Raw genomic sequence first — 14,883 nt, 5'->3', positions numbered from 1 at the left:
GGGCGACTAACAGTTTACCGATTCCTGGTCGACTCCAACCCCAAATTACGACTTACTTTTGAGGATCCACTGACGCTCATGCCACGTCGCGCCATGCAACGTGCGAACCAACACAACCTGATTCTCATCCGGCGTCGTCTGCAGAGGTCGCACAAGAGGTATAGGCTACAATTATGTCAAACTCTCGTCATCAAGCTGGTGATTCCAAGGACCAGCGCGCCTACCTTCGTCAACCCACGGTTGCTGGTGATCTGATCGCCTTTGTCGCCGAGGATGACATCTGGATCGCCGACCTCGCCGGTGGGGTCGCCGAGCGCCGCAGTCAGAGTGCTGGAGAGCCAAGTGATCCACTGCTTGCACCCGATGGGAGCTGGCTCGCCTATATCGGTCGCGACACTGGGGAGCCAGAGGCTTGGTATCTCCCTACGAGTGGCGGTCCAGCTGAGCGTCTTACCTCATTGGGGGTCGAGTCACTACTCGGGTTCGATGCCGAGGGACGTCTCATCTTCTCAAGCGCCGCCGGTGAGCCGTTCTATCGCCCGCGGGGTCGGCATGGGGGCGATCACACCTGGGCGTACGCGATTGACGTAGAGAAGCCGGGCAACAAGGAGCCCGAGCGGCTTGCCTTTGGGCCAGTCAGTGGTCTTGCATTCGCGTCTCCCGGCACAAAGAGCACTGGTGGAGTAGTACTCGGTAGATACGCCGGAGAGCCGGCATGGTGGAAACGTTATCGTGGTGGCACCGCAGGCCAACTTTGGGTACGACCTCCGGCGAGCGACGGTGCCAATCCGAACAGCGGAACCCCTCGGTTTGTCCAAATTCTGACGCAACTTGGTGGTAATCTGGCCTGTCCAATGTGGCTCGGTGATCGCGTTTACTTTCTCTCTGACCATGAGGGGGTAGGCAACCTCTATTCGGTTGATCCGAACGGAGAAGACCTCATCCGTCATAGCACCCATGATGACTTCTACGCGCGGAATGCAAAAAGCGATGGTCGTGTCGTCGTCTACGCTGCCGGCGGGGAACTCTATGTGTTTACACCCGAGAGTGGGGCGCCCGAACCCATCCCAGTCAGGCTGCCCGGAGCTCGGGCACAACGTCAGACTCGCTTTGTCAACCCGATACATAACCTTGGTGAATATGCGCTTCACCCTGCGGGGCACACGCTTGGTGCCGTTGTCCGGGGCAAGCCGTTTACGCTCCCACTCTTCGACGGGGCGGCTCGCCAGCATGGCACTCCCCAAGGGGTCCGCTACCGCCTGGTCAACTGGCTTGGGGATGGATCGGGCCTTGTCGCACTCAGTGATGAGGGAGGTGAAGATGCTCTCGTTATCCTGCCGACCGATGGCAGTGCCGCCCGTCCCTTGGCGAATTCGGAGATGTCTGCCCTGATCGATCTTGCAGCGTCCCCAGACGGGCGCCTCGTTGCCGTCGCTACCCTTGATCGTCGGCTCCTCCTGATTGAAGTGGCCTCAGGTGAGTCGCGTTTGGCTGACGAAGCAACCGATGGGTGGATTCGCGACGTCACCTGGTCTACAGACTCCTCATTGGTCGCCTATGTGGTACCGATAGGAACCCATACCACCCAAATCCGCCTTGCCAGAGTAACGGGTGGGCCCCCGATCGCAGCGACGACGGGCGAATTTGCCGACAATCAACCGGTCTTTGATCCCTCGGGTAAATGGCTCGCCTTTCTTTCCCGTCGAAGCTTTGACCCTGTTCCCGACATGGCTGTTTTTGATTATGGCTTTCCACTCGCGGTACGGCCGTATCTTCTGACGCTTGCCGCTAGCACTCCGTCACCGTTACATCCAGAACCACGAGGCATGGGGGAAGCCAAGCCTGTCGAGCGAAGTTCGGCTAGTTCCGACGACACTGCGCCCGATCCGGGGCAGTCATCGGTGGAACTCGATGCCGAGGGACTCACCGATCGAATTCTTGCCATCGGGGTGCCAGAGGGACGCTATGATGCGCTAGCTGCAGTCGGAACGAAGCTGTTGCTCCACAATCGCCCCGTCCGTGGCGCCCGCAGCGTCAACCTTCTGTCTGATGTCTCCGAGGGCACCCTAGAGGCATTTGATCTTGCGACCGGTATGCACGAAGTGCTGGCCAAAGGTGTGAAGTCGTTCGTGGTGTCGGCAGATCACAGCACGCTGGTCGCGAAGTTTGGCACACGACTGCGCGCGATGACCGCTGGTGCCAAGCCCTCGGAAGGTGGAGGCGATGAGCCGGGCCGAGCATCCGGCTGGATCGACCTCAAGAGAGTTCGGGTCGAAGTGGATCCCCCCTCTGAGTGGCGCCAAATGATCCAAGAGGCGTGGCGACTCCAACGGGAACATTTTTGGGTCGAAGATCTTTCAGGGGTCGACTGGCAGGCGGTCCTCGACCGCTACCTACCGCTTGTGGCCAGGATAGCGAGTAGGGCTGACCTATCGGATTTGCTTTGGGAACTCCAAGGCGAACTTGGTACGAGCCACGCGTATGAGATCGGTGGTGACCATCGCAGGCCGCCAATGTGGACCACTGGTCGTCTTGGTGCAGATCTTGCCCTTGACGAGGAGAAGGTATGGCGCGTTCGCCATGTGGTCAAGGGGGACGTGTGGAGTCCTGAGGATGGCAGTCCGCTTGCGGCGGTTGGGGTGGGAGTTGCCGAGGGAGAAGGGATCGTCGAGATAGCCGGACTGGCGGTTGGTCCAGAAGTTTCGCCTGCTCAACGCCTGGTAAACCGCGCAGGTATCGACACCGAACTTACCATCCTCGGTCTAGGAGGCGAACTGCGCCGAGTGGTGGTTCGACCACTCGCCGATGAGCGACGGGCACGCTATCGAGAGTGGGTCAGCCGAAATCGCGCGTACGTACATGAATCGAGCGGTGGCCGTGTTGGTTATGTGCACGTTCCCGATATGGGCGCACCTGGTTTTTCAGAGTTCTTCCGAGCCTACGGACGCGAAGCAGAGCGAGACGCGCTGGTCATCGATATTCGTCACAATGGTGGTGGACACGTATCCGGTCTGCTCATTCCACGCTTGGCGATGCGGCGCCTTGGGGAGGCCATTTCTCGCTGGGGGGCACCGGAGGGGTATCCGGAGTCCTCTCCAACAGGACCACTAGTAGCAATCGCTGACGAGTGGGCTGGCTCTGATGGCGATATTTTTGCTCATGCATTTCAACAGCTCGCCCTTGGTCCTGTCGTTGGGACCAGAACCTGGGGCGGTGTGGTCGGCATTTCGCCGTCGATTCAACTGGTAGACGGAACCGTCACCACACAACCCGAGACCGCGTTCTGGTTTGATGATGTCGGATTTGGGGTTGAGAACCATGGCGTGAGCCCCGACTACGAGGTACCGATCACACCCGAAGACTACGGGCAAGGGCACGATCCCCAGCTGGAGCAAGCCGTGACGCTTGCTCGGGAAGCCCTGCAACGTACTGTTCGGCCGCGCCCCGATCTCTCGCAGCGACCACCCCTTCAGCGGCCGCACCCGGACTGATGAACGCGTGCAAGTCCGGATCGATCTCCTGTGCAAGGAGGGGTCGTGCGCAGAGCGGTAGCTTCACCGCTGAGCGTACGGTGATAGTGATCAATTCATCACCCGGTAACGACCCTTGCAGGGTCATCCAGTCCTCCGACTTGCGCCTTGATCACGGACTCGGTCACGGTGTTCCTCAGCAAAGGGGCAGTTGGACCCTTCGGCTCCTTCTCCACTTGGCCAATTGTGGACTTCCAACTCCAAGCAGCGCCTCGGGTTGGTCATGCGATGGCTTGCCCGGTGTTGGGCGCCAGTCCGTCTGTGGCGGCTGGTGTGATGCACCACGCTGATGCCTCCCACTGTCCCAGCAGACTGTTTCGCTAGTCGCAGTGAGTTGTCATTCTTTCCACGTGAGCGGTCGATCACCGGGGCCCCACTATTCCAGCTTTATCGACTCTTGCGCATCCACGAGGTTGTGTCAGCGAGAAGACCCGAGATGAGACCGACAAGAGTTTGCGCAACAGAGGACTCCGCTCAGCTCTGCGCGGTGGTGCACATATCCCCGCTGTTGGTCCAGTCTCGACCGCGCATCGAGCCACTGCACTACGCGGTGCCAGGGTGAATAATCGCCTCCGGTGTCGCAAGGGCATCCAGCAGCTCCTTGGTGTAGGGATCTTTGGGATGTTGCAGCACCTCTTTGGTCACCCCTTCCTCGACAATTCTGCCCTTGTTTAACACCAGGATGTGATCGGTCAGGACCCTGGCACTCAACAGATCATGAGTGATGTAGAGCAAGCTCAACCCCCGGTCGCGCTGCAGATCGGCTAACAACTTGAGAATGCCCGCACGGAGCGATACATCGAGCATCGATACAGGCTCGTCAGCGACGAGCAGTTGTGGCTCGCAAGCAAGCGCTCGGGCAATGACCACGCGCTGGCGCTGACCCCCAGAGAGCTGATGCGGTAGCTTCTCCACAAATTGCTTCGACGGGGCCAATCCGACCCGCTCCAACAACTCCTCGGTGCGATTCCCCGCCTCTGCCGTAGACATGTTGAGATAATTGACACATGGTCTCGATACTGCATACCCAACAGTATGTACGGGGTTGAGCGCTCCATATGGATCCTGGAACACCATCTGAACCCTTCGGTACAGCTCTCGTAGAGACCGACGCGGCAAGTGTGCCATGGAAAAGGGACCAAACCGAATATCACCAGCGTCCGGCCGCTCAGTTCCAGTAATCAACTTCGCTATCGTCGACTTTCCGCTCCCACTCGCCCCAACTAAGCCGACGGCCGCGCCAGATGGGATCACAAAGGAGACATCATCAACGGCGAGGACAACTCCCTTGCCACGTCGCTGGCGATAACCCTTTGACAGGTGCTCGACAGTGAGTGACGGAACTCCATCAGCAAACCCTGATAACTGCTTCGACAACTCCTGATCTCGCATCATATATGCAGCCCTCCTCCCTTCTCTTCGGTGGCAAACCTCCTTCGAAGACAGGCGATCCTTCCACCACCCCCAACCTCGGCTAGCAATGGACGTTCACGCCAACAGCCATCCACGGCTATCGTGCATCGTGGAGCAAAGGCGCACGCCAGGTCAGGCATTGAAAGATCTGGGGGGGAACCGGGAATATCCTGCAAGACAACCTCGTCGGCCCGAGGATCGGCGTAACAGTGAAACAGGGCTTCGGTATAAGGATGGTGCAAACCAGTGCGAAGCATCTGCTCCGATGCTTGATCTTCGACTATCCTCCCCGCGTACATTACGATGACTCGGTCGGTTGCATCAAGAACCACCGACATATCATGACTGATTAAGAGTGCTGTGAATCCTCGACTGCGCTGCAGCTCTTTGATGGTCTCCATCAGTGCAGCTTGAACAATCACGTCGAGTGCCGTCGTTGGCTCATCAAAAACGATGAGCTCGGGTTCGAGTGCCAACGCCAAGGCGATCGCTGCCCGTTGCCGCATGCCACCAGAGAGCTCATGAGGAAAGCGACTGAGCGACCCCGCATCGAGTCCCACCATCTTGAGCAACTCCGCCCCTCTTTCGTGAACTGCACCCTTGGACCAGTTCTCTCCTTCCTTTTTGTGCGCTCGTAGCACGTCACCAATCTGATGCTGAATGGTCCGGACCGGATTGAGCGCATTCATGCCGCTCTGAAGGACAACAGCAAATCCCCTGCGGCGCTGCTGTCGCAGCTCTTCACCGCTCAACCCTGCGATATCGACTCCACGAAACTCGATCACGCCACTCTCGAGGAACGCCGGTGGCTGTAGCATCTGTGTAAGAGCGAAACCTAACGTAGACTTTCCACATCCGGACTCCCCCACCACGCCGACAAACTCACCTTCATTCAAGGAGATATCCACGTCGCGAACTGCCCAAATACGTTCGCCGCGCCCTGGTTGATAGACGACGTTCACACCCTTGGCTTCAAGAAGTACCATTTAACGCTCACGCAATCGTGGATTCGATAGGGCATCAATGCCGAAATTGATAAGAATGAAGGAAAGTGCCAACAAGACGATCGCAAGCCCGGGTACAAAGACAAGCACCCATTGACCCGTGAGCAGCGCGTTATCGTTCTCAGCCCAATACAGAATGGAACCCCAACTCACGGTATTGGGATTTCCGAGGCCAAGGAACTCGAGACTTGCCGCCGCAATGACCGCAGCGGTAGCAGCCCCAAAAAAACTCGCGGCTGCCAGGGAGATCATATTAGGTAGAATCTCACGAAAGGCAATCCGAAAAAGTCGCTCACCTGAGAACACCGCAGCAGTTACAAAATCACGCGTGCGCAGAGTCGCTGTCTGGCTACGCATCACGCGCGCGCCAGTCGCCCATCCAGTAAACCCAATGACTAGCAGAATCATCCACGTGGAGTTACTTCGCAGGTAGGCAGCGATCACGATCATGAGCGGCAACCCGGGTAGCACAAGGGCTAAATTCGTGGTAAAACTCAAGACTTCATCGACAACACCAGGTCGGAAGCCAGCAATCAATCCAACCAACAGCGCCAAGAACGTGGCAAGAAGACCCGCCCCCAACCCCACCAGTAACGAGACCCGAGTGCCATAGATCATCTGTGAGAGCACATCTTGGCCGTTGCCAGTAGTACCCAACCAATTCACCGCGTTCGGGTTTTGATAGGGTCGAAAGTTCGTAGCCGTCGGTGAATGCGGAGCCAGCCACGGAGCGAGGATCGCCACAACAATGAAGAAACCAAGAATGATCAAGCCCACTCGAGCCTTACGGTTCGACCAGAGTGTGACAAGCGCCCGTGTGACGAACCGCAATCGCCTCGGAGTTTCACGGAACCGCCCCCCGATTGTAGAGCTCTCATCGACGTCGTTCTGCATCGGAGTAGCTGGAGGAACTATCGCCATGAAGCGCTCCCTTCGACCGTCCATCGCACCGGTTGCTTCACGGTGCACCTCATACCTCACGCACCCGAGGGTCAAGCCACCCATAGAGTAGGTCCACCAGGAAAATCGTGACCAACATGCTCACGGTGATGAGGAGGAAGATAGCCTGCATGAGAGGATAATCACGGTTGTCAACCGCGAGGAGCAGAAGGCTCCCAATCCCCGGATACCCAAAAATACTCTCGACCAACACTGATCCCCCAATCACCGCCCCCAACGCTAAGCCGAAACCCGTGACATTGGGAAGCAGCGCATTACGAGCGACGTACAGCAAGGCAATCGTCCTGTCACGCAGCCCATTCGCCTCAGCGAAAAGTACATAATCCTCACCAAGTGTGTTGATCATGTTATTACGCATCCCCAGCACCCACCCCGCCAGAGATGTGACCACCAACGTGGCCGCCGGAAGAATACTGTGGTAAACCGCATCTCCCAAGAAAGAGAAGGTCAACTGCGGAACTGCACCAGGTGTATACCCCCCAGTCAAAGGAAAGAGATGGTACTTGAAGCCCAGGAAGTAAAGCAATAGGAGACCGAGAAAGAACGGCGGGAAAGCCGAAAAAAAGGTGGAGCCTACGGTGACTACGCTGTCGACGCGCGACTGCCGTCGCCAACCTGCATAGACACCGAGCAAGGTCCCGGTAACAAACGCGATCACTGTGCTCGTGCCAACCAACACCAACGTCCACGGAGCCGCTGACAAAATAGCGTGAGCCACCGACTCGTCAGTGATCGAGTAGGTCATCCCGAATCGCAGCCGTGAGATGTTGACTAGATAATCGCGATACTGGACCCATAGGCTGGAATGTGGTAACCCCAACTGGATCTCGATGGCCCGTTTGGTGGCTTCGGTGACCGTCTGACCACCCGCCGCCAAACGGGCCAGTGTCGCCTGCACCGGTGAACCAGGCATCAATCGAGGAATGACAAAATTCAACGTGACCGCAGCCCAAAGCGTGAGCAAAAACATCACTCCCTTACGGGCGAAATACCGCATCGCAATCCTCCTTTCTGCTGGCTCACCAACGCGCTAAGAAACTACTTACGAGGGACGCACGTGCATCAGAATAGCGAGCAGATCATCATCCCATGTGGCAGGCAACGTGTAGGGATTGCTCGCCGATGGCCAACCAACCCAATGCTTGGTGGTGAACATACCCCACATGCCCCCGTAATAGAGATCAACAATCGGTGCCTGCGTGTACATCAGCCGTTGCAATGGATATGTTGCCTTGATCATTGCAGGGGTGCTGGTCGCTGCCGCAAGACTCGCTAACTCGGAATCCACCTGGGTACTCTTAAAGCGCTCCCAGTTACTCACTGCAGCTGATTTGATAGGCGCAGCAAAGGAGCTATTCAGAATGGGGTTGAACGTGCTATACGCGCTACCGCTGCCACCAAAACTTCCCATCGCAGCCTGGAATTCACCCGCCTCCGTATCAGTCGTATAGACAGCTGATGTCGGTTCGTTCAGCGTGACATTCATGCCTACCTTCCCTAAATCGGTGGCTATCTGTTGAGCAGCTCCCACCCAGTCACTGTAGTTATTGGGCTCCATAATCGAGAAACTCACTTGTTGGCCAGATCCATTGACCAACTTCCCACCCTTCTCGGTGTAGCCGGCCAACTTGAAGTACTTCAACGCGGTGGCATCGTTTTGCGTAATAAGTCCATTGTTAGGAATGGATGGATCCGTCCAGGCTTGCTCGCCAGGGAGAATCAGACCCGTTTGCGGAGCGACCGCCTCCACACCAAAGACCGCTTTGTTCTCTACCGCTTGCCGGTTGATAGCGTAGGAGATGCCACGACGAAAATCAGGGTTGTTAAACGGCGCCTCGGTGAGGTTCATGAACAGTGCCACCACACCTCCGGCAGGGAACCAATACTTGTTGTATTTCGGATTCCGTGCCACATACGTCGTCTGTACGTCAGGGAAATAGTTATACGAGAAGTCATACGTATCATTGGCAACCAACAGCTCGTTCGTAGATTGGCTAGAGGAACCAACGAGGAACGCTACAGTCTCCGGCTTCACGTCGCTTGCCTCGAAGGAGAGGGGATTCTTCTTGAAGACCGACTTTGTTGGTGCATAACTATCGAAGGTATACGGACCAGTGACCACCGGTGAGGTAGCTGTATAGGTGACGGGATTGGCGACCTTTGACCACACGGCTTGTGAGACGATCGGTACCGATGCTAACGAGAGATTCAATGGCACATCGGGAACACTGAGTTTAAAGATAATCGTGTCGCCCGAAGCGGTGACCGAGGATAGCTGATCCCAGACGCCCCCACCGTCGAGTGCTGGATACTTCTTTAACATATCAAAGGTGAAAACCACGTCTGCAGGAGTGAAATTCGTGCCATTGCTCCACTTCACACCCTTGCGCAACGTGAACTCCAAGGTCGTGGCATTCACCGCCTTGAAGGATGTCGCCAACTCTGGAGACAACGTACCATTGATAGGGTCTACCAACATCAGGGAGTTGTACATCAAGTCAACACCAAAATTGCCGTTATATGGATTCAAATTGTTCACAGTAACTGGTGCAGTGGTCCCCTCAATTGTGAGTTGGCTGGTCGTCGAACCCGCAGGGGATGTCGTGGCCGAACTGGCACTCGATGAATTCGAAGCACCACAAGCGGCAAGCGTCAGTGACAGAACTCCGGTCATTACTCCTAATTTGGTCATCAACGCTAGCCGCGAACCTTGGTGACCGCTCTTCGACCAACTCTTTCGATACATATTCATCTTCCCATTCATAATTTCTTCTCCCAACATATTGCAATCGCCCATCTACGAACCCGATCGCTTCTGGGCACCACCAACCGAAAACCTGCCGGCACATTGTCCGGCTTGTCGTCCACAACTCGCCTTACGTGTATCTGCCTCAACGCAGAACATCGCTAGCTTCCTTGCTCCCCAATTACCACTCCCTTGTTGACCCCCTTCTCCTCGCAACACACTCAATCGGAACTCGCTACTTGCAGCACGCCGTACCAGTCCGCTCACGACATTGCGCCATGCGCGCGATCCATCGTCAATGACATAAGCCTCACAACGCCTCCTCAATCGGTCGAAGGCGCAGCCGAGCGACTCCCGGATGCGGCAGCGTTAGATGCAGGTTGGCCCGCCCCTCGACCACAGCGATCATCTGCGGATCTTCGTTATCAAGCTGGTCACACCGGCGTAGCTCATCCCACTGGAGTCCATCAGGCCAGTCGATGTCGTCCGACAGGTGCGCCACGATGTTGGAGTGAAGCTCGTCGACCCTAGCAATTGCGATGATGTACCGGGAGGCAGAGAGCTGATCGACAATCAAATCCACTTCCCGATCCAGTCGTGGATCGCCACGCATTACCTCAGTATTGATGGTTCCATTCCACAAGAGAATGTCAATTGTCCCATCTGTATGACGCGAGGCCTGTACATCAACCGTCACCCGTGCGGCAGATATTCTGCTCTCTATCTCTTCCGGTCCTTGATTCGCTGCCAAATAGACAGCCCAGTACCGAGGTTTACGTAGGTTACCAACGCTCAATAAGCCAAAGCCATCATGGAAGAGCCTCGGCGGTCGACCCAACTCTTCAAAGTGATCACTCACCACCCAGTAGGCCAAGGCGTCAAGTCGGCCCGCCGCCGCTCGATAGCCAGCAAGGATAAAGGGTGCACCTGCCACCGCATCATGTACCGGGCCGAAATGAGTGCTCCCAACCCCCCATTCCGTCCAATAGATAGGGAGGTCTTGATAACCAACGTTGTCGAGAACTGGGCGAAAATCTAATGGAAGATTACCGTAGGTATGCGTACTCACAAAATCCAGAGGTCCATCCACCTCACGAGTATGTCGCGCCAACGCTTCAACCCATTCGCTTGCTGCACTCGAAGGTCCACCGACCTGCAGACTTGGATCGACTTCCTTGAGTGCGAATGCCGCCTCGTCATAGAGCCGGAAGTAATCCTCTCGAGTTCCAGACCAGAAGACCTCCAGGTTGGGCTCATTCCACACTTCAAACGGCCACTGTGCAACCTCTTCAAGACCGTAACGTTCTACCAGATGCGCTGCGAACGACCTCACCAGCAATCTCCACTCGGACCAGTCAGTCGGCGGCGACACGATGCCGCGGTAGGTAAAGACCGTTTTCGACGGATCACTTGCCAATGCCTCTGGCATAAAGGAGAGTTCGACTACTGGTCGTAGCCCAATCTCAAGGATTTGATCGTAAAGAGTATCGATAACCCCAAAATCAAAGTCAAGCGTCCCAGTGGCTCCACGTCGAACTACCCGTAAATCATCATGAAAGATTGCATGAGCCCTCACCCATCGCACTCCCAATTCGTCATGGGCGATCCGCAATGCCTCGTGAAACTCACGCCCGATGTCATTCCCGTAGGCGTCTTGACCCATCAGCAGTTGCGATAGCCTTTCGGAACCGACCATGTTCCACACCGGATGGAGCGGACCTACCACCGTTGAGGCGCCGACCGTAACCTGAACCGGTACCGCAGCACCTGGAAGCGTGGCGGCAGTTACCCCTCGGGACCAATTGCCTGACCGCGCTTCCGCAGTGCTCACGGCGGCAATCCTGAACAGATAATCGATCCCATCATCGAGTCCCGTCACCACAAAAGATGGCCCCGCGACGGCTGCCACATCGCTACCGCCATGCCGCAACAGAGATGCTTGCCCGTCCTTTCCGGTACACTCAATCAGATACCCGACAGCTCCTTCCACCTTGTCCCAGGTCAGCCCAATGCAACCAACGTCGGAGGTCGCTACCACTCCCATCGGCGGTGGTAGGTAGGAGTCCGCCCGCTGGGAATCCGAACGATCATAGATGCGCTCTTCCCAATCCGTACGGGCATCGATGCTATCGGTCATCTCGAATTTCCTCTCATTCACTAATCAACGACAAGCCGCTTGCACAGCCGCAGCTCTCACGCAATATCAACTCAGTGGAGAGATAGAGTGTCTTCCTGGTCGCGTCCGGCTGGCGTATTCGAGCGAGCAACAGCTCGATCGCTGCCTCACCCAACTCACGCATCGGCTGTCGCACGGTGGTCAACGGCGGAGTGACATGTCGTGAAACGGAGATATTATCGAACCCTGTAATCGCTATATCACCAGGCACGTTCATACCCGCCGATCGCAAGACACTCATGGCCCCAATTGCCATCTCATCATTTCCAAAAACAATCGCTCTGGGCGGCCGACCACCAGCAAGTAGTCGCTCCATGGCCGTTCGTCCCCCAAGCTCAGTAAATCCACCCTCGGCAGCAGGATGAAGAGGTAAAGTTCGTCCAGCTTGCGCAAGCGCTTCACAAAACCCCGCGAACCGCTCACTGGAGTCCGGCGAACCCTCGGGGCCCCCAACAAAGACGACACTTTCATATCCGTGCACCGCAAGCAGGTGAGTTGTGATGTCGCGCGCACCAGTACGGTTGTCTACTGCAACATGATCCAGCGAACGTCGTCCAGGTCGATGCGCCAGCAATACAACCGGCACCATTCTTGCAATCGCCGCAACATCCTTATCAGCAAGGCTTCGTGACATGATAACAAGGCCATCGACCTTACTCGCAACAGAATACGCAAGATTCTTCCCGCCAGATGCTTTCAGTGCGGCAATCAGGACAGCCTGACCAGCATGCGTAGCTACACGCTCTGCTCCACGGATGACCTGATCGACATAAAGAGGTGATTCCTCCTGGCCCACATCGGGTTCTCCGAGATCGGGGAACAGGAGCCCGACAATGCCCGCCCTACGAGATGCCAGGCCTCGTGCGGCGCCGTTTGGCACCCAACCTAGCTCCAATGCGGTAGCAAGAACGCGCTGACGAGTACGTTCGGAGCCAAAAGTCTCATCCTGCATGACGCGAGACACGGTCGTTGTAGAGACACCACAGCGCGCAGCAACCGCATAGATCGTTGGACGATCACCCAACTTCGACACCCCCCTTGTCTCGCAACACACTATCTTGTGTACCGCTTAACTATATCAAGGTGCAATAGCCATGTGAACAGTTTGCGAACATTTCGTTACGGGAGCTTCTCAAATCTTCAGAATACACCGCAGGCAACCGTGGCGGAAGAAACCATGCACGACCGACTACCCCGACGTTGTCCGCGTAGCGGTTCTCAATCTTGCTAAGCAAGCATGGGTACGCGAGCGGTTACTCGGTAGAGACCCGCACGAGCATTTTGCCGACATTCGCTCCAGCGAACAAGGACAGGAAGGCATTAGGAAGACTTTCAAAGCCATCAACGACCGTTTCAAGAGACTGCAACTGCCCCGAGCGCACCCACTGGGTAGCCAGAGACAGGTACTCGCGATAAAGTTTCAAATGATCTGAAACAATAAAACCTTGCACTTGCAGGCGTCGACGCACCACCAGCCCCTCGAAACCTCGCGGGCCAGGGGGCGGCTCGGTGTCATTGTACTGGGATATCGCCCCACACAGCAGAATACGTCCAAAGTCTTTCATACGGAATAGTCCCGCTTCAAACTGGGAGCCACCCACGTTGTCAAAGAACAAGCTGATGCCATCAGGCAATGCAGCACGCAACATTTGGCCAAAGTCCTCGCTGGCACGATAATCAATTCCGGCACTAAAACCAAGCTTGGCAAGCTCTTCCACCTTCGTCGTTCCGCCAGCGGAACCGACGACACGAGCACCATGTAGCTTTGCGAGTTGGCCAACGACCGAACCGACCGCTCCTGCGGCGCCCGTCACCAACACTTCATCCTCAGCAGTTACCTTGCCCAATACGACCAAACCCACATAGGCCGTCAACCCAGTCATGCCAAGAGCACCAAGATATGCCGAGGGTGCGACGCCTCCTTCCGCCGGAAGCTTCCATAACGTTGCCGCATCGGCGACAACGGAAGTGGCCCAGGGAAACTCTCCCCGGACCAGTTCACCCACGTGACAACCCTCGACATTGGACTCGACGACTCTACCAATCGCAGCTGAACTGATCGCGCCTCCCAGTTCGAAGGGGGCAACGTAGGAACGAGCGTCCGACATGCGACCTCGAAGATACGGGTCGACAGAGAACACCACCGGTTCGATACGCACATCGTTGGCACCAAGAAGACGCTCTTCCTGAACCACTTCATCGAAGTCATCCAACGTCGGGACGCCAACCGGTCGTCGAGCCAATACCAAAACCCGCGCCATATCAACCCACCTTCATCGCTACTATTGCCGCCAAGCTGCCAGCCTGCAGACTCACCGGGATATCGGGATCATGCTCTTCGCGCACCCCAGAATGCACCAGCCCAAACTCAACACCGAGGCGCGCTGCGAAACGACCATCAGTACTTAAGCGATCCCCAACCATAATGGTCTCATCCGTCAATAACGGTCGGACCAACTGCACCATAGGATCCTCAGGTTTACCAGCGAAAATTGGTTGGGCACCCGTGGCGGTTACTACCGCAGCGACCAGCGCTCCCGTTCCGGGAACAACAAGCCGCTCAAGCGGGTACGACGGATCGGCATTCGTCGCAAGGAATCGGGCACCTGAGCGGATCGCCACACAAGCATTTGACATATCGGCATAACCAAATTGACGGTACCAACCCAAGACTACTGTGTCAAGCCCTTCGGCATCCTCCAGTCGCTTTGGCACAACAAGATCGGCTCCAACGTTCTCAAGCTCCTCAATCAATCCTCGCTCGCCGATCGCGAGCACGCGCTCCCCTTCCTTCACCAACGTCGCAGCCGCCATCGCCGAAGTGAGAATTTGCTCATGGTTGGCCACCACACCGAACCGCGCTAATTTGTCGATGTACTGGGTTCGTGAGAGGGAGGAATTATTCGTCACAAAGCGAACTTGGTGACCAAGTTCTTGCAGCCGCGTGATCGCCTCAACTGAACCTCCAATCGGGGTATCGAGTGTCCACACCACCCCGTCTAGATCGAGCAACCACTGCATACTTCACTCCGTCCTTCGCACTAACCTTACGTC

10 protein-coding genes are annotated in these 14,883 nt (G+C 56.4%); 1 reads left to right on the top strand and 9 read right to left on the bottom strand.

All coding sequences use genetic code 11. The features are described from left to right. The first annotated feature begins 173 nt into the window (after window positions 1-173). On the top strand, window positions 174-3,491 hold the full coding sequence (locus M7Q83_RS06485; protein ID WP_298336573.1) for a S41 family peptidase: 3,318 nt from the start codon (window positions 174-176) through the stop codon (window positions 3,489-3,491). Between the two features lie 582 nt (window positions 3,492-4,073). On the opposite strand, the gene M7Q83_RS06480 is transcribed toward M7Q83_RS06485, so the two are convergent. The 9 genes from M7Q83_RS06480 to M7Q83_RS06440 form a co-directional block, all read right to left on the bottom strand. Beyond that, entirely contained in the window at window positions 4,074-4,925 is an 852-nt protein-coding gene (locus M7Q83_RS06480) for an ATP-binding cassette domain-containing protein (protein WP_298336571.1), read from the bottom strand. Continuing rightward, a complete protein-coding gene (locus tag M7Q83_RS06475) occupies window positions 4,922-5,929 on the bottom strand; it encodes an ABC transporter ATP-binding protein (protein ID WP_298336569.1) in 1,008 nt (335 codons plus the stop codon). The genes M7Q83_RS06480 and M7Q83_RS06475 overlap by 4 nt, the downstream gene beginning before the upstream one ends. Continuing rightward, the gene (locus M7Q83_RS06470; RefSeq protein WP_298336567.1) at window positions 5,930-6,868 is read right to left on the bottom strand and encodes an ABC transporter permease; all 939 of its coding nucleotides are present in this window, start codon (window positions 6,866-6,868) and stop codon (window positions 5,930-5,932) included. 49 nt (window positions 6,869-6,917) lie between these two features. After that, on the bottom strand, window positions 6,918-7,904 hold the full coding sequence (locus M7Q83_RS06465) for an ABC transporter permease (RefSeq protein WP_298336565.1): 987 nt from the start codon (window positions 7,902-7,904) through the stop codon (window positions 6,918-6,920). 45 nt (window positions 7,905-7,949) lie between these two features. Next, window positions 7,950-9,671: an ABC transporter substrate-binding protein gene (locus M7Q83_RS06460; RefSeq protein WP_298336563.1), complete on the bottom strand. Its 1,722-nt coding sequence runs from the start codon at window positions 9,669-9,671 to the stop codon at window positions 7,950-7,952. Window positions 9,672-9,963: 292 nt separating this feature from the next. After that, window positions 9,964-11,790, bottom strand: coding sequence for a hypothetical protein (locus tag M7Q83_RS06455; protein ID WP_298336561.1), 1,827 nt, complete (start codon window positions 11,788-11,790; stop codon window positions 9,964-9,966). A gap of 13 nt (window positions 11,791-11,803) precedes the next feature. Beyond that, window positions 11,804-12,853 carry a LacI family DNA-binding transcriptional regulator gene (locus M7Q83_RS06450; RefSeq protein WP_298336559.1) on the bottom strand — a complete coding sequence of 350 codons (1,050 nt, stop codon included), beginning with the start codon at window positions 12,851-12,853 and terminating at the stop codon, window positions 11,804-11,806. A 229-nt stretch (window positions 12,854-13,082) separates the two neighbouring features. Continuing rightward, complete coding sequence (locus tag M7Q83_RS06445; protein ID WP_298336557.1) at window positions 13,083-14,090, bottom strand: NADP-dependent oxidoreductase; 1,008 nt, start codon at window positions 14,088-14,090, stop codon at window positions 13,083-13,085. A 1-nt stretch (window position 14,091) separates the two neighbouring features. Continuing rightward, a complete protein-coding gene (locus M7Q83_RS06440; protein ID WP_298336555.1) occupies window positions 14,092-14,850 on the bottom strand; it encodes an HAD-IIA family hydrolase in 759 nt (252 codons plus the stop codon). Between the last annotated feature and the right edge of the window lie 33 nt (window positions 14,851-14,883).

This window comes from Ferrimicrobium sp. (genome assembly GCF_027364955.1).
GTDB lineage: Bacteria > Actinomycetota > Acidimicrobiia > Acidimicrobiales > Acidimicrobiaceae > Ferrimicrobium.
Note: the sequence above shows the minus strand (reverse complement) of the source record. Positions and strands in the feature narration are given on the sequence as shown.

Bases quoted from the DNA above. Each gene is read 5' to 3' on its own strand.
- M7Q83_RS06485 (WP_298336573.1), top strand. From the start codon at position 174: ATGTCAAACTCTCGTCATCAAGCTGGTGATTCCAAGGACCAGCGCGCC.
- M7Q83_RS06480 (WP_298336571.1), bottom strand. From the start codon at position 4,925: ATGATGCGAGATCAGGAGTTGTCGAAGCAGTTATCAGGGTTTGCTGAT.
- M7Q83_RS06475 (WP_298336569.1), bottom strand. From the start codon at position 5,929: ATGGTACTTCTTGAAGCCAAGGGTGTGAACGTCGTCTATCAACCAGGG.
- M7Q83_RS06470 (WP_298336567.1), bottom strand. From the start codon at position 6,868: ATGGCGATAGTTCCTCCAGCTACTCCGATGCAGAACGACGTCGATGAG.
- M7Q83_RS06465 (WP_298336565.1), bottom strand. From the start codon at position 7,904: ATGCGGTATTTCGCCCGTAAGGGAGTGATGTTTTTGCTCACGCTTTGG.
- M7Q83_RS06460 (WP_298336563.1), bottom strand. From the start codon at position 9,671: ATGAATGGGAAGATGAATATGTATCGAAAGAGTTGGTCGAAGAGCGGT.
- M7Q83_RS06455 (WP_298336561.1), bottom strand. From the start codon at position 11,790: ATGACCGATAGCATCGATGCCCGTACGGATTGGGAAGAGCGCATCTAT.
- M7Q83_RS06445 (WP_298336557.1), bottom strand. From the start codon at position 14,090: ATGGCGCGGGTTTTGGTATTGGCTCGACGACCGGTTGGCGTCCCGACG.
- M7Q83_RS06440 (WP_298336555.1), bottom strand. From the start codon at position 14,850: ATGCAGTGGTTGCTCGATCTAGACGGGGTGGTGTGGACACTCGATACC.